Annotated in this window: 19 protein-coding genes; 6 read left to right on the forward strand and 13 right to left on the reverse strand. The window is 71.1% G+C overall.

Features of this window, described 5'->3' with window-relative positions; all coding sequences use genetic code 11:
* Positions 1-25: 25 nt before the first annotated feature.
* Together WBQ80_RS06050 and WBQ80_RS06055 are read left to right on the forward strand one after the other, a co-directional pair.
* On the forward strand, positions 26-550 hold the full coding sequence (locus WBQ80_RS06050; protein ID WP_336571335.1) for a VOC family protein: 525 nt from the start codon (positions 26-28) through the stop codon (positions 548-550).
* Positions 547-1,230, forward strand: coding sequence for a GntR family transcriptional regulator (locus tag WBQ80_RS06055; RefSeq protein WP_336571334.1), 684 nt, complete (start codon positions 547-549; stop codon positions 1,228-1,230). The genes WBQ80_RS06050 and WBQ80_RS06055 overlap by 4 nt, the downstream gene beginning before the upstream one ends.
* Before the next feature lie 27 nt (positions 1,231-1,257).
* Here the strand turns inward: WBQ80_RS06055 and WBQ80_RS06060 are convergent, their stop codons facing one another.
* The gene (locus WBQ80_RS06060; RefSeq protein WP_336571333.1) at positions 1,258-2,001 is read right to left on the reverse strand and encodes a cupin domain-containing protein; all 744 of its coding nucleotides are present in this window, start codon (positions 1,999-2,001) and stop codon (positions 1,258-1,260) included.
* A gap of 179 nt (positions 2,002-2,180) precedes the next feature.
* On the opposite strand from WBQ80_RS06060, the gene WBQ80_RS06065 reads away from it, so the two are divergent.
* Positions 2,181-3,083 (forward strand): NAD(P)-dependent oxidoreductase, encoded by a 903-nt coding sequence (locus tag WBQ80_RS06065; protein ID WP_336571332.1) that lies wholly within the window; start codon positions 2,181-2,183, stop codon positions 3,081-3,083.
* Complete coding sequence (locus WBQ80_RS06070) at positions 3,080-3,382, forward strand: Dabb family protein (protein ID WP_336571331.1); 303 nt, start codon at positions 3,080-3,082, stop codon at positions 3,380-3,382. Before WBQ80_RS06065 ends, WBQ80_RS06070 begins: the two co-directional genes overlap by 4 nt.
* Here the strand turns inward: WBQ80_RS06070 and WBQ80_RS06075 are convergent.
* From WBQ80_RS06075 to WBQ80_RS06100, 6 genes are all read right to left on the reverse strand, one after another.
* A complete protein-coding gene (locus tag WBQ80_RS06075; protein ID WP_337282490.1) occupies positions 3,367-4,440 on the reverse strand; it encodes a ketopantoate reductase family protein in 1,074 nt (357 codons plus the stop codon). The two genes, WBQ80_RS06070 and WBQ80_RS06075, sit on opposite strands and share 16 nt — an antisense overlap.
* A 37-nt stretch (positions 4,441-4,477) precedes the next feature.
* On the reverse strand, positions 4,478-5,557 hold the full coding sequence (locus WBQ80_RS06080; protein WP_336571330.1) for a ketopantoate reductase family protein: 1,080 nt from the start codon (positions 5,555-5,557) through the stop codon (positions 4,478-4,480).
* Positions 5,554-6,591 carry a ketopantoate reductase family protein gene (locus tag WBQ80_RS06085; protein WP_336571329.1) on the reverse strand — a complete coding sequence of 346 codons (1,038 nt, stop codon included), beginning with the start codon at positions 6,589-6,591 and terminating at the stop codon, positions 5,554-5,556. Before WBQ80_RS06085 ends, WBQ80_RS06080 begins: the two co-directional genes overlap by 4 nt.
* Before the next feature lie 4 nt (positions 6,592-6,595).
* The gene (locus WBQ80_RS06090) at positions 6,596-9,133 is read right to left on the reverse strand and encodes an ATP-binding cassette domain-containing protein (RefSeq protein ID WP_336571328.1); all 2,538 of its coding nucleotides are present in this window, start codon (positions 9,131-9,133) and stop codon (positions 6,596-6,598) included.
* A gap of 104 nt (positions 9,134-9,237) precedes the next feature.
* A complete protein-coding gene (locus WBQ80_RS06095; protein WP_336571327.1) occupies positions 9,238-10,341 on the reverse strand; it encodes a substrate-binding domain-containing protein in 1,104 nt (367 codons plus the stop codon).
* Positions 10,342-10,416: 75 nt separating this feature from the next.
* Positions 10,417-11,430 (reverse strand): ABC transporter permease, encoded by a 1,014-nt coding sequence (locus WBQ80_RS06100; protein ID WP_336571326.1) that lies wholly within the window; start codon positions 11,428-11,430, stop codon positions 10,417-10,419.
* A gap of 340 nt (positions 11,431-11,770) precedes the next feature.
* On the opposite strand from WBQ80_RS06100, the gene WBQ80_RS06105 reads away from it, so the two are divergent.
* Complete coding sequence (locus WBQ80_RS06105; RefSeq protein WP_336571325.1) at positions 11,771-12,850, forward strand: SDR family oxidoreductase; 1,080 nt, start codon at positions 11,771-11,773, stop codon at positions 12,848-12,850.
* Positions 12,851-12,923: 73 nt separating this feature from the next.
* Here WBQ80_RS06105 and WBQ80_RS06110 read toward each other — a convergent pair whose 3' ends face one another.
* The 5 genes from WBQ80_RS06110 to WBQ80_RS06130 all read right to left on the reverse strand — a co-directional run bounded on the left by WBQ80_RS06110 (position 12,924) and on the right by WBQ80_RS06130 (position 18,327).
* The gene (locus WBQ80_RS06110) at positions 12,924-13,898 is read right to left on the reverse strand and encodes a zinc-dependent alcohol dehydrogenase (RefSeq protein WP_336571324.1); all 975 of its coding nucleotides are present in this window, start codon (positions 13,896-13,898) and stop codon (positions 12,924-12,926) included.
* Between the two features lie 17 nt (positions 13,899-13,915).
* Complete coding sequence (locus tag WBQ80_RS06115) at positions 13,916-14,974, reverse strand: 2,3-butanediol dehydrogenase (RefSeq protein WP_336571323.1); 1,059 nt, start codon at positions 14,972-14,974, stop codon at positions 13,916-13,918.
* Between the two features lie 62 nt (positions 14,975-15,036).
* The gene (locus WBQ80_RS06120) at positions 15,037-16,119 is read right to left on the reverse strand and encodes a zinc-dependent alcohol dehydrogenase (protein WP_336571322.1); all 1,083 of its coding nucleotides are present in this window, start codon (positions 16,117-16,119) and stop codon (positions 15,037-15,039) included.
* Positions 16,120-16,130: 11 nt separating this feature from the next.
* Entirely contained in the window at positions 16,131-17,513 is a 1,383-nt protein-coding gene (locus WBQ80_RS06125; RefSeq protein WP_337282491.1) for a M24 family metallopeptidase, read from the reverse strand.
* A 34-nt stretch (positions 17,514-17,547) separates the two neighbouring features.
* Positions 17,548-18,327 (reverse strand): SDR family NAD(P)-dependent oxidoreductase, encoded by a 780-nt coding sequence (locus tag WBQ80_RS06130; protein ID WP_336571320.1) that lies wholly within the window; start codon positions 18,325-18,327, stop codon positions 17,548-17,550.
* Positions 18,328-18,635: 308 nt separating this feature from the next.
* Here WBQ80_RS06130 and WBQ80_RS06135 point away from each other — a divergent pair, with 308 nt between their 5' ends.
* Positions 18,636-19,085, forward strand: coding sequence for a VOC family protein (locus WBQ80_RS06135; protein ID WP_336571319.1), 450 nt, complete (start codon positions 18,636-18,638; stop codon positions 19,083-19,085).
* Positions 19,086-19,134: 49 nt separating this feature from the next.
* Here WBQ80_RS06135 and WBQ80_RS06140 read toward each other — a convergent pair whose 3' ends face one another.
* A complete protein-coding gene (locus tag WBQ80_RS06140; RefSeq protein ID WP_336571318.1) occupies positions 19,135-20,583 on the reverse strand; it encodes an amidohydrolase family protein in 1,449 nt (482 codons plus the stop codon).
* Positions 20,584-20,619 lie beyond the last annotated feature (36 nt).

A 20,619-nucleotide genomic window follows, 5' to 3' on the forward strand; every position in this document is an offset into this window, starting at 1 on the left:
GTCAGCGGCGATGGAGGGATGCGACATGGCACTGCCAGGCCTCAGGGGCACCGAGCACATCGGGTTCACGGTGCCCGACCTCGACGAGGCGCATCGGTTCTTCGTCGACGTGGTCGGGTGCGAGTACGTCTACACGCTCGGTCCCTTCGAGCGCGACGACGACTGGATGGCCGAGCACCTCAACGTGCACCCGCGCTCGGTCATGCGCGAGCTGCGGTTCTTCCGCTGCGGGCACGGCCCCAACTTCGAGATCTTCCAGTGGGAGCCCGCCGACGGCCAGGCCGGCCCGCCGCGCAACAGCGACATCGGGGGGCACCACCTCGCCTTCTACGTCGACGACCTCGATGCCGCGGTCGAGTACCTGCACGCCCAGGGCGTGCGCGTGCTGGGCGAGCCCACTGCGAGCCGCAACGCCAGCGAGGGGCAGCGGTGGGTCTACTTCCTCACGCCGTGGGGCATGCAGCTCGAGCTCGTGAGCTTCCCGAACGGCAAGGCCTACGAAGCGGATGCCGCGGTGAAGCTGTGGGACCCGAGGAATCCGGCCGCATGACCCCCACCGACCTGCAGGCGCCCGTGGCCCGCGATGGGAACGCGAGCTCGAGGGTGGCCGCCGGCATCCGCGACGCCATCGCCCACGGCGAGTACCCGCCGGGTTCGCGACTGCGGCAGGAGGAGATCGCCGAGCGGTTCGGTGCGAGCCGCGTCCCGGTGCGCGAGGCCCTCAAGGCGCTCGAGGCCGAGGGACTCGTCACGCTCGTCGCCAACACCGGCGCCTGGGTGTCGCGGCTCACGCTCGCGGAATGCGAGGAGGTCTACCAGACGCGCGAGCGGCTCGAACCGCTGCTGCTCCGGCACTCCGCGGCCCACCTCGAGCCCGCGGACTTCGACCGCCTCGAGGCGCTCGCCACGGCGATGGCCGCGACCGACGACGTCGGCGAGTTCCTGCGCCTCGACCGCGAGTTCCACATGCTGAGCTACTCGCGCGCCGACACGCTCATGCTCGGCGACCTCGTCGAGCGGCTCTGGAACACGACGCAGCCGTACCGGCGCGCCTACACGATGCTCGCCGACGCCGACACACGCCGGATCATGCACGACGAGCACCACCTCATGGTGGTCGCGCTCCGCGAAGGCGACGTCGAAGGCGCGGAGCGCACGATCGAGGGGCACATCCGCCGCACGCGCCGCCTGCTGTCGCGGCATCCGGAGGTCTTCTCGGCGAACGGGTGAGTCGGTCGCCGCCTCGGCACGACCGCGTCAGGCCTCGGCGGCCTCGGCGCCCGGGGCGTTGCGCATGGACTTCATCGCGTGCAGCACGTCGACGGCCGACGCGATCGGGCGCGCCTCGGAGGGGTGCTCGTGGCCCAGGTCGGCGAGCGACTGGTACGACACGTCGCGGCGGCCGATGACGAACCAGATCCCGCGCGCCGGCTGGTCGGACTGGTTGACGTAGAGGTGCGGGCGACCGGAGTCGAAGCAGAACGAGTCGCCGGGCTCGAGCTCGTAGGTGTCGAAGTCGATCCGCAGCGTGAGGCGCCCCTCGAGGAGCACCCCGTACTCGAGCCCCGCGTGGCGCATCATCTTGCCCTCCATCGAGCTGGAGGCGGACGGCTGGTACGTCACGATGAGGGGGTCGGCCACCGAGCTCGCCCCCACGGCGAGGCGTTCCCAGGTGACGCCGTTCTCCATCTCGATCACCGGGTTGTCCTCGCGGCGCTGGACGACGGCGTCGCTCAGCCGGGTTCCCGACGACGGCTCCACCACGGGGTTCGCGATCCCGAGCGCGGGCGACCCCTCGCGGGTCGTGCCCATGAGCCCGTCGAGCGAGATGCCCAGGTAGTTGACGAGCGCGTAGAGGGTGCTGACCGACGGCTGCGTCTTGCCGGTCTCGACCTGGGAGAGCAGGCTCGCGGACACGCCGACGGCCGATGCGACATTGCGGAGGCTGAGCTTCCGCGACTCCCGCACGCGGCGGAGCTCCGAACCCACGTCGAGCTGCATGTCCGTTCCTCCGCCTGTCGATGGCGGCGCCGTTACAGCGCCGCTGAACATCCTATCGTGCCGACATGATAGCCGCACTTCCCCGGATCCCCATGGATTCGCGCGATTGCGTGTTCCGCTGTTCATCGATACTGTACAGGTCGGGTGCGCTGCCGCATCCGAACGGCGAGGAGGTCGACATGGATTCGGAAGCGGGCTTCCTGGGCCTCGGCGCCATGGGTCGCGGCATGGTGGAGCGCCTGGCGGGCGAGGGCGTGCGCGTGACCGCGTGGAACCGCAGCGCCGGGCCCGCGGAGGAGCTCGCCGACCGGCTCGGCACTCGCGCCGCCGACACGCCCGAGGCCGTCTTCGCCGCCGCCCCGGTCGTGCACTCGATGCTCGCCGACGACGAGGCCGTGCTCGCGGTCTTCGACGACGGGCTGCTGGCCTCCGTCCCCGAGGGCCGCGTCCACGTCAATCACGCCACCATCAGCCCGGCGGCCGCCGGCGAGCTCGCCGAGCGCCACGCGGCCCACGGCGTCGGGTACGTCCAGGCGCCCGTGCTCGGGCGCTCGACCATCGCGTCGACGGGCGCACTGCTCGTCGTCGTGTCCGGCGACCCGGCCGCCGTCGAGGCCGCGACGCCGACGCTCGAGCGCCTGGGGCAGCGGACGTGGAACCTCGGTGCCGACCCCCGGATGGCGAGCATCGTGAAGATCGCCGTGAACTACTCGATCGTCAACGCGCTCCAGTCGATCGGCGAATCGGTCGTGCTCGTCGAGTCGGCGGGCATCGACCCGCAGGAGTTCGTCGAGATCCTCACGCACACCGCGTTCAGCGGTTCCGTGCACCGCGGGTACGGCCCGCTCATCGCCGGGCGTCGGTACCGGCCCGTCGGCTTCTCGATGGCGCTCGGGCTGAAGGACCTCTCGCTCGCCGAGGGCGTCGCCGACGCGCAGGGCGTGACCCTCCCGATCGCCCCGGTGCTCCGCGAGCTGTTCGAGGCGGCCCTCGCCGACCCCGGACTGCGGGAACTGGACTGGGCCGCGGTGGCCGAGGTGACGAGGGCGCGCTCGCGCACGCACGGGGAGGGGACGGCATGATCCGCCACATCGTGCTGTTCAGGGTCGCCGACCGGACGCCGCGGGCGAAGCCCGGGCAGGTGGAGCGACTGCGCGAGGCGCTCGAGCCGCTCGCGTCCTCCGTTCCCGGCGTGCTCAGCCTGCGGGTCTCGGCCGACCCCACCACGATCGAGACGCATTGGGACGCCGCGCTCGAGACCGAGCACGAGTCGTGGGAGCACCTTGCGGCGTACCAGGCGCATCCCGAGCACCGCCGCGCCATCGAGGCGATCGACCCGGTCGTATCCGACCGGGCGATCGTCGACTACGAGCTCCCCTGAACCGCCCTCGCCGAGCCGGATGCCGCGGCCGCCGCCTCGACGAGCCGCGCCGCGTTGTCCGGCGAGGGCGACAGCTCCCCCGCCTCGATCCGCTGCGCCAGCCGGAGGATCGCCTCGTTCACCGGGGCCCGGCCGCCGAGCTCCGCGCGCTTCTCGACGATGTACCCGCTGAACGCGTCGAGCTCGGCGCGCCGCCCCTTGTCCCAGTCCTGCAGCACGGCCACGCGCGTGTCGGGGAGCGAGAAGCGGGCGAGCACGATGTCGAGCAGGTCGAGCGCGTACCGGTCGGACTCGGGGATCCGGTCGGCCGTCGTGCCGAGCACGGGCATCATGCGGATGCCGAGGTCGACCGCCAGCGCGTACGCCTCCCGCGAGGCGGCATCCATCACCGGGCGCACGCCCTCGAGGCCGACCGCCGTGAGCAGCGGCACGCCGAGGATCGCGGAGGGCAGCATCTCCGGGATGTTGGCGATGAGCTTCATCCACTTCGACGAGCGGATGTCGTCGCTGACCTCCGTCACGCCCGCATGGCCGAGCGCGGCGGCGACCTGCTCCAGCCGCTCGGTCCGCCGCCCGTCCATGGTGCCCACCGTGAACCACGTGCCGGAGGGCGGCACCTGGCGGACGACGACCCCGGGCTCGAACATGTTCGCCGCGATCCCGAGCACCGCGCCGATCGATCGGTGCGCGCCGAGGATCTCGGCGACCGCGTCGATCGTCATGCCGTTCTGCAGGCCCACCATCACCGAGTCGTCGCGCATGACCGGCTTCATGAGCTCGCACACCCAGCGCGTGTCGTACGTCTTGACCGAGGTGAAGACGAGGTCGAACGTCGTGCGCAGCTCGGCGACCTGGCACAGGTGGAGGGCCTCGACCGAGGTCACCTGCGTCTCCACCGGAAGGTGCACCGTGAGGCCGTCCGCGCGCATGGCCTCGACGTGCGCCGGCCACTGCTCGATGAACGTGACGTCCAGGCCGGCGCGGATCAGGTCGGCGCCGATCGACGCGCCGTTCGCACCCGTGCCGACGACGGCGATGCGGAGAGCGTTCAGGTCCATGGTGGTCCTCCTCGGGGGACGTGCGCCGTGGCGCGCTTCAGGCGGATGCCGCGTCGCGGAGCTCGGCGATCCGGGCCGCGAGCACGGGTTGCAGGTGCGTTCCGCGGGTCATTCGTCCGGCCTCGATCGCGTCGGCGAGCTCGACCACGGCCCGGTTCACGGGCGCGGCCTCGCCGGACCGCGCGAGGACCTCCACGACCGCGCCGTTGATCTCGTGCACCTCGGCGCGGCGGCCCTTGGCCCAGTCCTGCAGCACGGTCGAGCGGGAGTGCGGCAGGACGTACCCTGCGAGGAGCTCGTCGAGGACGGTCGCGACGAACGTCCCGGGGGACGAGGCGGCCTCGCCGGTCATCCCGAAGATCGGTCGGACGCGCAGGCCCAGAAGCCCGGCCGCCCGGATCGCCTCGTCGCCCGCCTCGAGCATGACCTCGCGCATGCCGTCGAGGCGCGCGCACTCGACGATCGACAGGTCGAGGATGGCCGACGGCACCAGTTCGGCCGCGTTCAGCACGAGCTTCATCCACTTCGCCGAGGCGATGTCGTCGGCGACCTCGACCACGCCGGCGTGCCGGAGTACCGCCGCGGCCGTGGCGACGTGGTGGGCGCTCGCGGGATCGGGCGCGCCCACGGCGAACCACGACCGTTCCCGTCCGGAGTGCCGCTGGACGACGCCCGGCTCGTCCATCGCCGCCGTCACCTCGATGACGGCGCCGAGCGCCCGGTGCGGCCCCATGATGTCGGCGATGTCGGCCGCCGTCATGCCGTTCTGCACGCCGACCACCACCCCGTCGTCCGCGACGTACGGGCGGATGAGCTCGCAGGCCCAGCGCGTGTCGTACGCCTTGACGAGGAGCAGGACCACGTCGAACGGCTCGCGCAGCTCGGCCGCCTCGCAGAGGTGGAGGACCGGAACCTCGGTGACTTCCGCTCCGGTGGGCAGCTCGACCCGAACGCCCCGCGCGCGGATCGCCTCGACGTTGGCCGGCCACTGGTCGACGAACGTGACGTCGAGTCCCGCGCGAGCCAGGTCGGCGCCGATGCCCGAGCCGTTGGCGCCGGTTCCGAGCACGGCGATGCGCACTCCGGCGAGCGCCGCGTCATCCGGCCCGCCGTTCACGCGACCACCGCCGCGTCGAGCAGCTCGGCGAGGTTGTGGACGCCGGCCGCGCGCTCGCCGCACTCGATCTCGCGCGCGAGCCGCACCACCCGGGCGTTGCACGGGGCTGCGGCGCCGGCACGCTCGGCCTCCCGCGCGACGTGGCCGTTCAGCTCCTCGATCTCGGCGCGCCGTCCCTTGCGCCAGTCCTGGAGGACGGTCGTGAGGGTGCTCGGCAGGGTGTACACGTCGAGCACGATGTCCAGCAGCCGGTCGGCGTAGCGCTCGGGGTCGACGAGGTCGTCCTCCGTCATGCCGAGGATCGGCACGAGCCGGTTGCCCGCCTCGAGCGACGTGCGCACGGCCTCGCGGCCGGTCCGGGCCATCACGTCGCGCATCCCCGGAACGCGCACGGCCTCGTCGAGCGGCAGGTCGAGGATGGCCGAGGGGACGAGCTCGGCGGCGTTGACCACGAGCTTCATCCACTTCGACGAGCGGATGTCGTCGGAGACCTCCACCCGGCCCGCGGCACGCAGCACGGCGGCGACCTCCTCGGCGCGAGCGTGCGCGGCCGGATGCGTCGCGCCGACCGCGAACCACGTCTCCTCGCGCCGGTTCTGCCGCTCGACCACCCCCGGCCGGAACAGGTTCGCCGCGATCTCGATGACCGCGCCCATGCTGCGGTGCGCGCCCACCACGTCGGCGACGTCGTCGATCGTCATGCCGTTCTGGACCCCGACCACCAGCCCGTCCTCGGCCAGCACCGGCCGGATGAGCTCGCACGCCCACCGGGTGTCGTACGCCTTCACGACGAGGAACACGAGGTCGAACGGCTCGCGGAGCTCCGCGACCTGGCAGAGGTGGAGGACGCGGACCGGCGTGGTCTCGGTGAGCCCCGGCATCTCCACGCGGACCCCGTGCTCGCGCATGGCGTCGACATGGGCGGGCCACTGCTCGATGAAGGTGACGGCGTGGCCCGCGCGCACGAGGTCCGCTCCGATGGCCGCCCCGTTGGCGCCGGTGCCGAGGACGGCGACGCGCGGTGCGCCCGCCATCCGTTCAGACCTTCCGGGCCACGCGCCGGCGCCGCTTCGAGCGTGCGATCGCGTAGAGGATCGCCGCAGCGAGGATCAGCACGCCCTGGAGGATGTACTGCCACATCTGGTCGAGGCGCAGGAACACGGTCGCGTTGAGCACCTGCACGAGCAGCATCGCGCCGAACAGCGTGCCGACGAACGTGCCGCGGCCGCCGAGCAGGCTCGTGCCGCCGAGGACCACCGCCGTGATGCTCGAGAGCGTGTACGCGACGCCCTGCGCGGGGTCGCCCACGCCGATCTGCGTCATGAGCATGATGGCGCCGAGGAAGGTCAGCAGCGACGTCGCGACGTAGGCCATCACGATGGTCGGGTTGATCTCGACGCCGACGCGGCGTGCGGACTCCTCGTCCGAGCCGGCGGCCCGGAGGCGCCAGCCCCACGGAGTGCGCCGCAGCGCGTACTCCAGGCCGATGACCACGAGCACGAGCACGATGAACGCCACCGGGATCGGGCCGACCTTGGTCGTGATGAGGCGCGACACCTCGGCGTTGATGTACCCGCCGGCCGTCGGCCGGAGGATGAAGCTCATGCCCTGCAACGCGATGTACACCGTCAGGGTGGCGGCGATGGCCGTGAACTTCACGTACCGGATGAGCGTGCCGTTCAGGAGCCCGACGACGATCGACGTGCCGGCCATCGCCGCGAAGCCGAGGAGGATCGACGCCGTCGACGACTCGTTCAGGATGAAGAACGAGCCGATCACGACGAGGAACCCCACGAGCGGGCCGACGGAGAGGTCGATGCCGCCCGTCAGCAGCGCGATCGTCTGGCCCATCGCGATGAATCCGAGTGCCGAGACGAGCAGCAGCATCGCGGAGATGTTGAAGGCGCCGAGGTACCGGTCGTTCTGGGCGAAGATGAAGGCGCCGAGCAGCACCATGACGGCGACGAGCAGCACCGCGGGCGCGTAGTCGCCCTGGACGAACCGGCGGACCTTCGCACGGCGGACCGCGGTGCGCTCGTCCACCTCGGCATCGATGATGTCCTCGACGCCGACGGTCGACGTGGTCGAGCTCACGGCGGCGTGGATCATCCGCTCCTCGGTGAGGTCGTCCCCGCGCAGCACGTCGACCACGTGGCCGCGCGACATCACGATGACGGTGTCGCAGAGGCCCTCGAGCTCCTTGGCGTCCGACGACGCGACGATGACGGGGATGCCCGAGGCGGACACCTCCCGGAGGATCCCGTAGATGTCGGCGCGGGCGCCGACGTCGACGCCCTGGGTGGGCTCGTCGGCGAGGACCAGCTCGGGCTCGGACAGCAGGGCGCGCGCCACCATGACCTTCTGCTGGTTGCCGCCGGAGAGCGACGAGACCGGGGCGTCGAGCGAGGCCGCCTTCACGGAGAGCGAGCCCAGCGTGTCGCCCACCATCCCGAGCTCGCGCTTGCGGTTCAGCAGCCGACCGGTCCGGAATCGCTGCAGCGCCGAGATCGCGGCGTTCTCGCGGACCGTGAGCCGCATCATGAGGCCCTCGCTCAGCCGATCGGCGGGCAGGTACGCCGCCTCGCTGAGCAGGTGCTTGGACGTGACCTGGGTGCCGTTGATCGAGACCGTGCCCTCGAACTGCGACAGCCCCGCGAGCGAACGCAGCAGGTCGCTCTGGCCGTTCCCGACGACGCCCGCGACGCCGATGATCTCGCCGCGGCGGGCGGTGATCGAGACGTCCCGGAACCCGGGACCCGAGAGGCCGTCGATGATGAAGTTCGGCGGCTCGTCGGAGGGCCCGTCGTACTTCGGGGGGAAGGTCGAGTCGAGCTGGCGGCCCACGATCAGCGCCAGGAGCTCGCGGTCGCTGATCTCGTCCACGACGGCCGTGGCCCGCAGGCGACCGTCGCGCAGGACGGTCACGCGATCGGCGAGCTCGCGCACCTCGGCGAGGCGGTGGGTGATGTACACGACCGACGTGCCGCCCGCGACGAAGTCGCGGACGAGTCGGAACAGCAGGCGGACGGCGTCCTCGCCGAGGGGCGCGGTCGGCTCGTCGAGCACGAGGAGCGCGGGCTCGACCGCGATCGCCTTGGCGATCTCGAGCAGGTGCTTCTGGGCGACCGTGAGGGTCTCGACGCGGTCCGAGAGGTGGACGCGGAGGTTCACGCGGTCGAGCAGGGACCGGGCGTACTCCTCGCGCGACGGCGCGTCGGCGAAGACCGACGGCGGCAGGGCGACGAGCAGGTTCTCGTACACCGTCATGTCGGGCAGCACTGCGGGGTGCTGGTGCACGAACGCGATGCCCAGCCGGGTCGCGTCGCGCGGGTCGATCCCGTCGATGGGATCGCCCCGGAAGACCATCGAGCCCGTGTCCGGCCGGATGGTGCCCGTCGCGACGTTCATCAGCGTGGACTTGCCTGCGCCGTTCTCGCCGAGCAGCGCGTGCACCTCGCCCGGTCGCACCTCGAGCGACACGTCGGTGAGCGCGGCGACGCCGCCGAAGCTCTTGGAGATGCCGGTCATGACGAGCGTGGCGACGGTGGTCGGTGCTTCGGCGGCTTGGATGTTCACGTGAGGATCCTCACTCCGGGGCTCTGGGCTGGTGGGTGGTTCGTGGTCTCCCGGCCCGCTGCGGGGGGAACGCGGGCCGGGAGACCGTCGGGTGGGCGGTGCCGCTACTCGAGCAGGGCGGCCTGGTCGTCGGCCTCCATCTCGGCGGACAGGTAGATGTCGCCGGGAAGGTCGTCGCGGCACTGCACCTCGCTGGGGTCGGAGTCGACCGAGTCCTCGAACTGCGGCGCCTCGAAGACGGTGTCCTCGGGGATCTCGCCGCCCGTGGCCCGGGCCACGGCGTGCTGCACGGCCAGTCGGACGTTGTCGTTGCCGGTCGCGACCGTGGTGAGCTTGAAGTCCGGGTTGTCCGGCGACTTCTCCTGCCAGAAGCAGGCGAGCACGTTGCCGTCCGACGTGGCGAGCGCCGGGATCGAACGACCGCTCTTCTCGAACTCGGGCAGCGCGCCGACGAGCGACGGGCCGAAGTCGGACACGATCACGTCGATCTGGTCGTACTTCGCGATCGCCGCCGTGAGGACCTGCTGCGTCAGCGCGGGGTCCCAGTTGGTGACCTCGTACGGCTGCTCTCCGATCCACTCGTATTTCGGGTCGGTGAGGACCGACTCGAGTCCCTCGCGCTCGTCGAGGCCCTGGCTGTTGCCGGCGGGACCGCTGAGGAACAGGATCTTCGCGCCGTCGGGGAAGTTCTCCTGGATCCACTCGCCCCACGCCACGCCGTCGGCCACGAAGTCGGCGCCGACCCAGATGTCGTAGTCCACGCCGTCCTCGCCGCCGGGGTCGACCCGGTACGGGACCGTCACGACGCCCGCCTCGTACGCGCTGCGGAGCGCGGGGAGCATGGCCTCGCCGGCATCCGGGAACACGACGATCGCGTCGGCACCCGAGGCGACCATGCCCTGGATGTCGGAGATCGACTTCTGCGTGTCGCCCTGGCCGTCGGCGTACAGGTACTCGACGACGCTCGGGCACTTCTCGACCTCGTCCTGGCCGGCCGCGGTGGTGACCAGGCGCCAGCTGTTGCCGCCGAAGCCGTCGAGCAGGCCGACCACGGCCTCCTCGGGGCCGCACCAGGCCGGTGCGCCCTCGACCGAGGCGCCGTCGCCGCCTCCGTCGCCGCCACCGCCGTCGCCCGACGAACAGCCCACGAGGGCCAGTGCCGAGACGCCGGCGACGGCGATCGCCGTGGTGATCCTGCGACGAATCATCTTGTCCTCCATCTCCGCGCGACCGCTATGTCGCACGTCTCTCTTGGTGCACCTCACTCCGAAGGAGCGGGGGTCTCATGGTGTTGCGGGCGCGGCATCCGATCGCGCGGCGAGCCTGCGCCGGAGCGCGGCCCAGTCGACGGTGTAGATGGCCACGCCGATCGCGAGGGCCGCCGCCTGCACCAGCGTGCGGACCGCGAACGGCACGCCCAGCGCGAGCACGAACTGGTCGAGCTGGCTCAGGAACAGCGCGGCCACGAACGTGGCCACCGGGTACCCCCGGCCGCCGAGCAGCGACGTGCCGCCGAGCACCACGACCGCGACCGAGGTCAGCAGGTACGTGTTGCCCTGGAACGCCGTGGGCTGGTTGGTGATGCCGGCGAGCATGATGCCCGCCGTCGCGAAGAGCAGCTGCGCCCACACGTACGCCGCTCCGCGGTGCGTGCGGTACCGGAGCCCGGTGGCCCGCGCCGCGGCGGGGCTGGCGCCGACCGCCTCGAACCGCCGTCCGGCGACCGTGCGCTTGACCAGCACGGTCACGAGCAGGAGCACGACGAGCGCGATGAGCAGCGCATTGGGGATGCCCGCCGTCCGCCCGCCGGCGATCGAGCTGAGCAGGCGCGTGGTCGTGCGCGGGATGCCGCCCGAGATGCCGAGCACGGCGCCGAACAGGAGCGCGTTCGTGCCGAGGGTCGCGATGATCGGGTTGAGCCCGAGGCGACCGACCATGAAGCCGTTCAGGACGCCGGCGCCGACGGCCCACGCGTAGACGGCAAGGATGGCGGGCACCAGCAGGGCGTCGTCCTGGTTGGGGATGTGGGTCGAGAGCACGACCGCGAGCGACACCGCGCCCGGCACCGACAGGTCGATGCCGCCCTGCTGCACCACGAGCATCTGCCCGAGGCCGACGATCGCGAGCACCGAGGCGAACGGCAGCATGCCCAGGATCGCTCCCTGGGACACGCTGCTGGGGGCGATGGCGAAGCCGAGGATCACCAGCACGACGGTCGAGACCGCCATGGTCACGAGGCCCTTCGAGACGCCGAACCGGGCGCTCGTGAGACGCCGTGATGTCGTGTCGTCGGTCATGCTCTCCCCTTCGAATGCCATGACGCCGTCCGGTGCGACCGAACGAAGTGTTGAGCCACACTTTATGGATTTCCGCTCGTGTTCACAAGCGTTGTAGGTAACGATTCCGCGAGGAACCGCTGGTCGCGCGCCATGCGAGGCGGTGGCGGGCGGGCGCGCACGGGCCCGTGCGCCCCTCGCGAGCCAGCCGCACGAGCACCGAAAGTCGCGAGAATCCGGGCAAGTCCGGCGTCCGGACGACGCCGGGGCGAGACGGCGGCCCGCCGACCCGTCGCTCCCACGGCCGACCTGCGCTAATGTTTACCTGAACTGAACAAGGTCGTTCGAGAAAGGTTCATTGATGAACACGGAGCAGCAGCGCCGGGCGCTGGTCGTCGGTGCCACCGGGATCGCGGGCCAGACCGTCTCCCGCCAACTCGTCGAGACGGGATGGGAGGTGCACGGCCTGGCACGGCGGGCGCGGCGACTGCCGGACGGCGTCGTCCCGGTCCAGGCCGACCTGCTCGACGCCGACGCCACGCGAACGGCCCTCGCCGGGCTGCGGCCCGAGATCGTGATCATCACGGCGTGGATCCGGAAGGACACCGAGGCCCAGAACATCGAGGTGAACACGCAGACGCTGCGCAACCTGTTCGCGGCGCTCGAGCCCGACGGCGGCGTGCGTCACGTGGCCCTCCTGACCGGCCTGAAGCACTACCTGGGGCCGTTCGAGGACTACGCCACCGGGGTCAGGGCCGAGACGCCGTTCCACGAATCCGAGCCGCGCCTGCCGAGCCCCAACTTCTACTACGCGCAGGAGGACGAGCTGTTCGCGGCCGCCGAGCGAATGGGCTTCACCTGGAGCGTGCACCGGTCGCACACCATCTTCGGCTTCGCCGTCGACAACGCCATGAACATGGTGCTGACCCTCTCGGTCTACGCGACGATCTGCAAGGAGCTCGGCCGGCCCTTCGTCTTCCCCGGCTCGGTGGCGCAGTGGAACTTCGTGACGGATGTCACCGACGCCGACCTGCTCGGCGAGCAACTCGTCTGGGCGTCCACGCATCCCGAGGGCGAGGACGAGGCGTTCAACATCGCCAACGGCGACCAGTTCCGCTGGCGCTGGCTCTGGCCCCAGGTCGCCGAGTACTTCGGCGTCGAGTGGGAGGGACCGGGCGAGACCCCGCGCACCCTCGTCGAGTCGATGACCGACGTCGCCCCGGAGGTGTGGCGCCGGATCGCCGAACGCGAGGGCCTCGCCGAGCCCGACGTCGCGAAGCTCGCCTCGTGGTGGCACAGCGACAGCGACCTCGGCCGCGAAGTCGAGTGCATCACCGACATGACCAAGAGCCGCGAGGCGGGGTTCCTCGGCTTCCGGTCCACGCCGAAGAGCTTCTTCGACAAGGTCGAGCGATACCGGGCGGCGAACCTGATCCCCTGAGCGGGCCGGGGCGCGCGGGAGGGGGCGGAACCGTCGGGTCCCGCCCCCTCCTCGTTCGTCCGAGGCCTCCCGGCTAGGCCGTCGCGGTGAACTCGATGTGCGCCTTGATGTTCTCGGCGGGGCGCTGCGCCGCCTCGAGCGCCTCCGTGGCCTCGTCCACGCCGAAGCGCCGCGTCACGAGCGACGAGAGGTCGATGCCGGCCTGCGCCATGAAGCGCAGCGTCTCGGGCCACACCCCCGGAGAGCCGATGGATCCGGTGATGGTCAGCTCCTTGGACTGGATCAGCCCGAGCTTCGCCGGCGCCTCGCGCCCCACGTCGATGCCGATGTAGCCGATGCGTCCCTTGAACGCGGCGATCTCGAGCGCGCGCGCCATGACCTCGGGGCGACCGCTGGCCTCGATGACGACATCCGCTCCGCGCCCGCCGCTCTCGGACGCGAGGACCTCGTCGAGCTCGCCGGGATCGACGGCGCGGTGCGCGCCGAGGGCGAGCGCCTGGTCGCGCCGTGACGCGCTCGGCTCGGCCACGATGGTCTTCGCGCCGAGCGCCGCGGCCGCGGCCGTCACGCACAGCCCGATCGGGCCGGCCCCGAGCACCACGAGCGTGTCGCTCGCGTTCACGTTCCCGACCCGCATCAGGGCGTAGTAGGCCACGCTGAACGGCTCCACGAGGGCGCCGTTCGTCCACGAGACGCCGTCTGGCAGCCGGTGCAGCCAACTCTCCTTCGCGACGAAGAACTCGGCGGCGGCCCCGCTGATCGAGAACCCGAAGTGGTCGTCGCCGATGACGCACTCCCCCACCACCCGGTCGCCCTTCGCGAGGCCCGTCACCTTCGAGCCCACCGCCATGACCTCACCCGACCACTCGTGTCCGGGGATGATCGGGTACTCGAACGGGATGATGTACCGCCCCTCGAGCAGCTCGATGTCGGAATGGCAGACGCCGACCGAGCGCGCCGCGACCAGCACCTCGTCGTCCGCGATCTCCGGGACCGGGAGCTCCTCGACCGACGGCGTGCCGACGGCGGTGTACTGCAGTGCCTTCATGTTCGGATCTCCTTCGTTCACTCGGCCCGGACGAGGACCTTGACCTGGTCGCCGGTCGGCGAGAGCAACGTCTCGAAGCCCTTCTCGACGATGTCCGCCATGTCGATCCGGGCGCTGACCACCTTCTCGACGTCCATGCGCCCGCGGCCGATGAGGTCGATGATGCGGGGCCAGTCCGTGACCGGGTAGCACCAGGTGCCGCGGAGCGTGATGTCGCGCTCCGACAGCACCATCGGGTCGATCGCGGCCGGACGCGTGTGCAGGCCGGTCTGCGAGACGTTCCCCGAGGCGCGCACCGAGGCGAGCGCGGTCTGCAGCGCGATCTCGTTGCCGGAGCACTCGATCACGGCGTCCACGCCGATGCCTCCCGTGCGGTCCTTCAGCTCGGCCGCGACATCCGTCGACCGGGGGTCGAGCAGTTCGCCCACGTCGAGCGAGCGAGCGAGCTCCTGGCGCTTCGGATTGACCTCGGACATGTAGACGGTCGCGCCGAGGGACGCGGCGTAGAGCGAGGCGAGCGCGCCGATCGGGCCGAGTCCCGTCACGAGCACGGTGTCGCCCGGGCGCACGCCCGCCCGGTCCACGCCGTACGCGGCGACCGCGGTCGGCTCGACGAGCGCGCCCTCGATGTCGCTCATCGAGTCGGGCAGCTTCGCGACCTTCGACTCGGGCACGACGCACTGCTCGGCGATGCCGCCCCACGCGTCGCTGAGGCCCACGCACGCCATCGACGTGCACAGGTGGTTGAGCCCGCGGCGGCAGAAGTAGCACGCGCCGCAGAACAGCAGCGGCATGACGGAGACGCGGTCGCCCACCTGCACGGACGTCACCTCCGAGCCGACCTCGAGCACCTCGCCCGAGAACTCGTGGCCGAGGATCTGCGGCGCGGTCGAGCCGTTCAGCGGATGCGGCGTCGTGGGGATGACGATCGGCCCCACCGCGTACTCGTGCAGGTCGGTTCCGCAGATGCCGCACCAGTACGGCTTGAGCCGCACCTCGCGGGGTCCGACGGAGTCCGGCTCGGCGACGTCCTCGACGCGGATGTCCTTGGCATCGTGGAAGACGGCTGCTCTCATGGCGCTCGGCCACCTTTCTGTGTTCGGGTTCGCGCACCGGGACCGGCCCGGCGTCGACGGGATCAGGAGGAGCGGGTCGGATCGAACAGGACCTTGCCGCGGATCTCGCCCCCCGCGAGCCGCTCGATCTGGTGCGGGGCTTCGCGCAGCGGGTGCACCGCCTCGACGAGCTCGTCGCCGAGGTCGGTCGACGCCAGGATCTCGAGCGCGGGCGCCATGTCCTCGCCGCAGACGTGCGCGACCGTCGTCACGATGGTGACCTCGTTCATGACCAGCCGGTGCACGTCGAGCTCCTGGTGCGCCGACGGCAGTCCCACGCCGAGGATCGTGCCGCCCTGGCGCACGAGGTCGAGCGCCGCCGACAGCTGGCCCGGGGCCCCGGTCGCCTCGATCACGACGTCGGCGCCGCCCGGGCCCACGACCGAGCGGAGGGTCGCGACGAGGTCGTCGCCCACCGGGACGGTCCGCGTGGCGCCGAGCCGCTGCGCGCGCTCCAGCCGTTCTCCGGCGAAGTCGACGACGGTGATGTCGGCGTCCACGAGCGAGACGAGCCCGGCGAGGATGAAGGTGCCGATCGCGCCGGCGCCGAACAGGATGACGTGGTCGCCGTCGCGAGCCCCGGCGCGGCGCGCGGCGTGCAGGCCGACCGCGAGCGGCTGGGCGACGCCCGCATCGTCGAGCGAGCAGCCCTCCGGGATCCGGACGAGCGTCGAGGTCTCGACGGCGACGTACTCCGCGAGCCCGCCGTCGGCGTTGAGGCCGTGGGTGACGTACCGCACGCAGAGGTTCGTGCGGCCCTCGCGACATCGGTCGCACTCCCCGCACGAGACCCCGGCGCCGGATGCCACGTGCGCGCCGACCCGCAGTCCGTCGACCGGTCCGCCGGGCAGGTCGACGATCTCGCCGACGAACTCGTGGCCGATGACGAGCGGTCCGGTGTGGCCGCTGTTGGGGTGCACCCGGTCGATGGGGAAGATGATGGGCCCGGACTTCCACTCCGTGGCATCCGTGCCGCAGATGCCGCTGCGCAGCACCTTCACGAGCGCCTGGCCCTCGCTCGCGATCGGGATCGGGCGCCGCTCGACGCGCACGTCGCCGCGTCCGTGGTAGACCACGGCGTCCATCGTGCCGATCGGGGTCGTCATGTCCCTCGCCTTCACGCCTCCGGCCGTCCCCACTCGGTGTTGAGGTGGGACTGCGAGTCGCGGGTGAGGTTGAGCGGGCCCCCCACCGCGTAGTACCGCTGGCCCGCCACGAGCAGTTCCTCGGCCGGGAACTTCGTGATGACCTCGCAGCCGTCGGCCGTCACGACGACCTCCTCCTCGATGCGCGCGGCGCCCCAGCCGTCGGCCGAGGGCCAGTAGGTCTCCAGTGCGAAGACCATGCCCTCCTCGATGACCTCGGGGTGGTCGAAGGAGACCAGGCGCGAGAAGATCGGCTTCTCCCAGATCGAGAGCCCGACGCCGTGCCCGTACTGGAGGGCGAACGCGGCCTCCTCGTCCGGGAACCCGAACTCCTCGGCCTTCGGCCACACCGACACGATGTCGGCGGTCGTCGCACCGGGGCGCACGAGCGCGATCGCGCGGTCCATGTACTCGCGCGCCCGGGTGTACGCGTCCTTCTGGGCGGAGCTCGCCGAGCCGACGGCGAACGTGCGGTAGTAGCACGTGCGGTAGCCGTTGAAGCTGTGCAGGATGTCGAAGAACGCCGGGTCGCCGGGTCGGATGAGGCGGTCGGAGAACACGTGCGGATGCGGCGAGCAGCGCTCGCCGGAGATCGCGTTCACGCCCTCGACGTACTCGGAGCCGAGGTCGTACAGCGTCTTCGCGACGAGGCCGACGGCCTCGTTCTCGCGGACGCCCGGCCGGAGGAACCGGTAAAGGTCCTCGTATGCGGCATCCACCATCGACGCGGCCTGCGTCAGCAGCCGGATCTCGTCGCCGGTCTTGATGCGCCGGGCCTCCATGAACACCTGCTGGCCGTCGACGACCTCGATGCCCTCCTTCTGCAGGGCGAAGAGGATGGGCAGCTCGATGACGTCGACGCCGAGCGGCTGGTCGGCGAGGCCGAACTTCTCGAGCTCGCGCTTGATCTTGCGGGCGACGCCCTCGGCGATCTCGGCGTCGGGCGGGAACGCGCCGCGCAGCGTCGAGATGCCGGCTCGCGCGCCGCTCTCGAGTCGCGGGCGCTTGGCCCCCTCGTGCGGCGCGTTCGGGTCGGCGTCCATCTCGGCGGTCGTGACGTCGAGCCACGGGTTGTAGAGCTTGTGGTGCTTCGCGGCCGAGCCGAAGTCCCACGAGATGGGATCGGTGTTGCGCGTCAGCAGGCTGAACCGGATCAGCTTGTCCATCGCCCACGTGCCGATGTGGGTGGCGGTCATGTACCGGATGTTGGAGAAGTCGAAGGCCAGCAGCGCGCCCAGGTCGGACCGCTCCAGCTCGGCCTTGAGTCGGGCCAGCCGGTCGTCGCGCAGTCGGTCGAAGTCGACCCGCGCCTCCCAGTCGACCGCGTTGGTGCCCGTCGTGCCCGTGCTCTTCATGTTGATCGCTCTCTCGGTCCAGGGCCGGTCCTCGTCAGACGAGGATCATGCCGCCTTCGATGGGGATGATCTGCCCGGTGATGTAGTCGGAGTCCGCGGCGGCGAGGAAGACGCCGGTCGGGACGATGTCCTCGGGGTCGGCGGGCCGGCCGAGGAGGATGCCGCTCGACATCGAGTCGAAGCCGTTCTGGCCCTCGCCGATCTCCTCGAGTTCCTTGTCGAGCTTGGTCCAGAGCGGGGTGGCGACGACGCCCGGCGCGAATCCGTTCACGGTGATGCCGTGCTCGGCGAGGGCGCGCGCGCCGGCCTGCGTGAGCGAGATGACCGCGGCCTTGGCCGCGCTGTACGGCGCGAAGCTCGAGAAGCCCTGGCGTCCGGCGATGGATGCGGTGTTGACCACCTTGCCGCCGCCGCCCTGTTCGATGAACCGCCTCGCCGCCTCCTGGATCCCGATGAGGACGCCGAGCGCGTTCACGCGCATGACGAGCTCGAAGTTGGACTCGGTGACGTCGAGGAACTTCATGGGCGAGTTCATGCCCGCGTTGTTGAAGTACGCGTCGAGCCGTCCGTACCGTTCGACCGCGTGGCCGATGCCCGCGCGCACGGCCTCCCGGTCGGTCACGTCGACGCGGACGGCGCTCGCGGCGTCGCCCGTGGCGATGATCTGCGCGGCGAGGTCCTCGGCCGCGTCGAGGTTGAGGTCGGCGATGACGACGTTCGCGCCTTCCGCCGCGAACCCGCGGGCGAACGCGGCCCCGATGCCGGATGCACCCCCGGTCACGATGATCGTGCGGCCGTCGAGTCGACGCGTCATGTGGATGCTCCCTTGCTTCCGGTCCCGGTCGCGTCCGGGGCGGCCTGCGCCGCGTGTTCACTATAACTGAACTTACTGCTCGGTGGAACGCGAATCAAGTGAACAGGCGGCCGTCGGCGGGCCCGGGTCCGGACCGCCCCTCGAGCCCGCTCCGGGCGGCCCGGAGCCGCAGAACGGTCGCCCTCTCCGCATCCCCGCGATGAGGTGGCCCTTGCGCCGACCCGGCGCGTGGTGTTGAGTCTGGGTGGAATCCGTTCAGTGGAGTCGAGCAGTGACGACTCCGGCGGATGGCACACGAAGGAGTGGAGATGTCATTCAGCATCGAGGGCGTGCATCACGTCGGGATCACGGTCCGCGAGATGCGGCGATCGTTCGACTGGTACTCGCGGATGTTCGGGTTCGAGCCCGGCCCCGTCCACCACGGCTCGGGCCCGGAGCTCGAGCGCGGAGTGCAGGTCGAGGGGGCCGAGCTGTCGTTCTCGATGATCCGCGTGGGGAACGTGAACATCGAGTTCCTCGAGTACCACCATCCCGAGGGCCGGGACTGGGACCGGGCGAACGGCGACGTCGGGTCGTCCCACATCTGCTTCGTGGTCGACGACATGCAGCGGGCGTACGACGAGCTCATCGAACGGGGAGCCGTGTTCAACGGACCGCCGACCACGATCACCGAGGGCGACCTGGCCGGATCGCAGTGGGCCTACCTCCGCGACCCCGACGGCATCCAGCTCGAGATCTGGCAGTACCCGAAGGGATGACCGAGTGCCGGCCCCGGGCGCGCGGAGCCGCACCCCCGGGGCCGTCCGTTCAGTCCTCGTCCTCCTTGTACTGGTACGGGTTCGCGATCTGCTCGTCCTCCGGGATCTGCGGGTGCATCCACTCGTCCCACGCCTGCTCGCCGAGGCTGCTGCGCACGTGCTCGACGGATGCCGCGACCTTGTCGCGCACGGGCGCGAGCGGGAGGTCGATGCGAGCCCCGTCGTACTTCACGACCCGCCCGTTCACCACGACGGTGTGCACGTCGGCGGTGCCCGCCTGGAACACCACGTGGGCGTAGGGGTTCAGGATGGGCGTCATCGCCGGTGACTCGTCGTTCTTGACGAGCACGACGTCGGCCTTCTTCCCGACCGTGAGCGACCCCAGCCGGTCGGTCATGCCGAGCGTGGTCGCGCCGCCCATGGTCGCCTGCCAGACCACGTCCTCCGCGCGGAGCCGGTTGACGTTGACGGTGTCGCCCCTGGACTGCGCCTCGAGGTGGTCCCGCGAGCGGAACGCGCTGAGCGTCGCGCGCATCGCCGAGAAGAAGTCGGCGCTCCACCACACGCTCGTGTCCATCGACAGCGAGGCCGGGATGCCGTACTTCCGGATCTGCCAGGTCGAGGGGTAGCCCTGCCCGGCGCTCTGCTCGCTCTCGGTGGCGACCGAGACCGTCCCGCCCGTCGCGGCGATCTTCTGGTAGCTCTCCGGGCCGAGCGACGCAGCGTGGACGTAGGTGACCCGGTCGGTCATCCACCCGCCGTCGTACATGTGCGAGATGCTCTGGTCGGTCGTGGCGCCCCACACGCCGGCGTGGGTCGTCACCCGCAGGTCGAGGTCGCGCGCCGCCTGGAACGCGGCCTGCTCGGGGAAGTCCTCGCTCGCGGGCACGTCGAACGCCAGCTGCAGCCCCAGCATGTCGTCGGGGGCGTTGAAGTTGTCGGTGACGAACCTGCGGAACTCGGGGCTGTTCGCCCACTCCCACGGAGCGCCGAGGTAGTTGCCGTAGGCGAGGACGAACCGTCCGGGGATCTCGCGGAAGGCCTGCAGCGCGGCCTCGCCGTACTCGGGCGTGCGCAGGGCGTGCGACCAGTCGAGGGTCGTGGTCACGCCCTGGTCGATCGATTCGAGCGCGCTCAGCAGGTTCCCCGCGTAGATGTCCTCCGGTCGGAACACCTCGCCCCACGTGAGGTAGTAGAAGACGAAGTACTGGCTGAGCGCCCAGTCGCCGCCGTACCCGCGCAGCGCGGTCTGCCACATGTGGCGGTGGGTGTCGATCATGCCCGGCATGACGATGCCGCCCGATGCATCGATCTCGAGCGTGCCCTCGGGCACCTCGAGCTGCGGGCCGACGCCCGCGATGGTGTCGCCGGTGATCAGCACGTCGGCGTTCTCGAGGACGCCCTGCGAATCGACGGTGATCACCGTCCCGTTGCGGAAGACGATGGGGCGGCCGGACGCGAAGTCCTCCGGGCGTGGCCGTGCAGCGGCGTCGGTCATGGTTCCTCCTCGTTGAGTGATCCGGTGCGGGTCGTT

The organism is Agromyces sp. CCNWLW213, from assembly GCF_037199545.1.
Classification (GTDB): domain Bacteria; phylum Actinomycetota; class Actinomycetes; order Actinomycetales; family Microbacteriaceae; genus Agromyces.

What these genes read in the sequence shown, in the direction of transcription:
- WBQ80_RS06050 (WP_336571335.1), top strand. Translation starts at nt 26, where the DNA reads ATGGCACTGCCAGGCCTCAGGGGCACCGAGCACATCGGGTTCACGGTG.
- WBQ80_RS06055 (WP_336571334.1), top strand. Translation starts at nt 547, where the DNA reads ATGACCCCCACCGACCTGCAGGCGCCCGTGGCCCGCGATGGGAACGCG.
- WBQ80_RS06060 (WP_336571333.1), bottom strand. Translation starts at nt 2,001, where the DNA reads ATGCAGCTCGACGTGGGTTCGGAGCTCCGCCGCGTGCGGGAGTCGCGG.
- WBQ80_RS06065 (WP_336571332.1), top strand. Translation starts at nt 2,181, where the DNA reads ATGGATTCGGAAGCGGGCTTCCTGGGCCTCGGCGCCATGGGTCGCGGC.
- WBQ80_RS06070 (WP_336571331.1), top strand. Translation starts at nt 3,080, where the DNA reads ATGATCCGCCACATCGTGCTGTTCAGGGTCGCCGACCGGACGCCGCGG.
- WBQ80_RS06075 (WP_337282490.1), bottom strand. Translation starts at nt 4,440, where the DNA reads ATGGACCTGAACGCTCTCCGCATCGCCGTCGTCGGCACGGGTGCGAAC.
- WBQ80_RS06085 (WP_336571329.1), bottom strand. Translation starts at nt 6,591, where the DNA reads ATGGCGGGCGCACCGCGCGTCGCCGTCCTCGGCACCGGCGCCAACGGG.
- WBQ80_RS06095 (WP_336571327.1), bottom strand. Translation starts at nt 10,341, where the DNA reads ATGATTCGTCGCAGGATCACCACGGCGATCGCCGTCGCCGGCGTCTCG.
- WBQ80_RS06100 (WP_336571326.1), bottom strand. Translation starts at nt 11,430, where the DNA reads ATGACCGACGACACGACATCACGGCGTCTCACGAGCGCCCGGTTCGGC.
- WBQ80_RS06105 (WP_336571325.1), top strand. Translation starts at nt 11,771, where the DNA reads ATGAACACGGAGCAGCAGCGCCGGGCGCTGGTCGTCGGTGCCACCGGG.
- WBQ80_RS06110 (WP_336571324.1), bottom strand. Translation starts at nt 13,898, where the DNA reads ATGAAGGCACTGCAGTACACCGCCGTCGGCACGCCGTCGGTCGAGGAG.
- WBQ80_RS06115 (WP_336571323.1), bottom strand. Translation starts at nt 14,974, where the DNA reads ATGAGAGCAGCCGTCTTCCACGATGCCAAGGACATCCGCGTCGAGGAC.
- WBQ80_RS06120 (WP_336571322.1), bottom strand. Translation starts at nt 16,119, where the DNA reads ATGACGACCCCGATCGGCACGATGGACGCCGTGGTCTACCACGGACGC.
- WBQ80_RS06125 (WP_337282491.1), bottom strand. Translation starts at nt 17,513, where the DNA reads ATGAAGAGCACGGGCACGACGGGCACCAACGCGGTCGACTGGGAGGCG.
- WBQ80_RS06130 (WP_336571320.1), bottom strand. Translation starts at nt 18,327, where the DNA reads ATGACGCGTCGACTCGACGGCCGCACGATCATCGTGACCGGGGGTGCA.
- WBQ80_RS06135 (WP_336571319.1), top strand. Translation starts at nt 18,636, where the DNA reads ATGTCATTCAGCATCGAGGGCGTGCATCACGTCGGGATCACGGTCCGC.
- WBQ80_RS06140 (WP_336571318.1), bottom strand. Translation starts at nt 20,583, where the DNA reads ATGACCGACGCCGCTGCACGGCCACGCCCGGAGGACTTCGCGTCCGGC.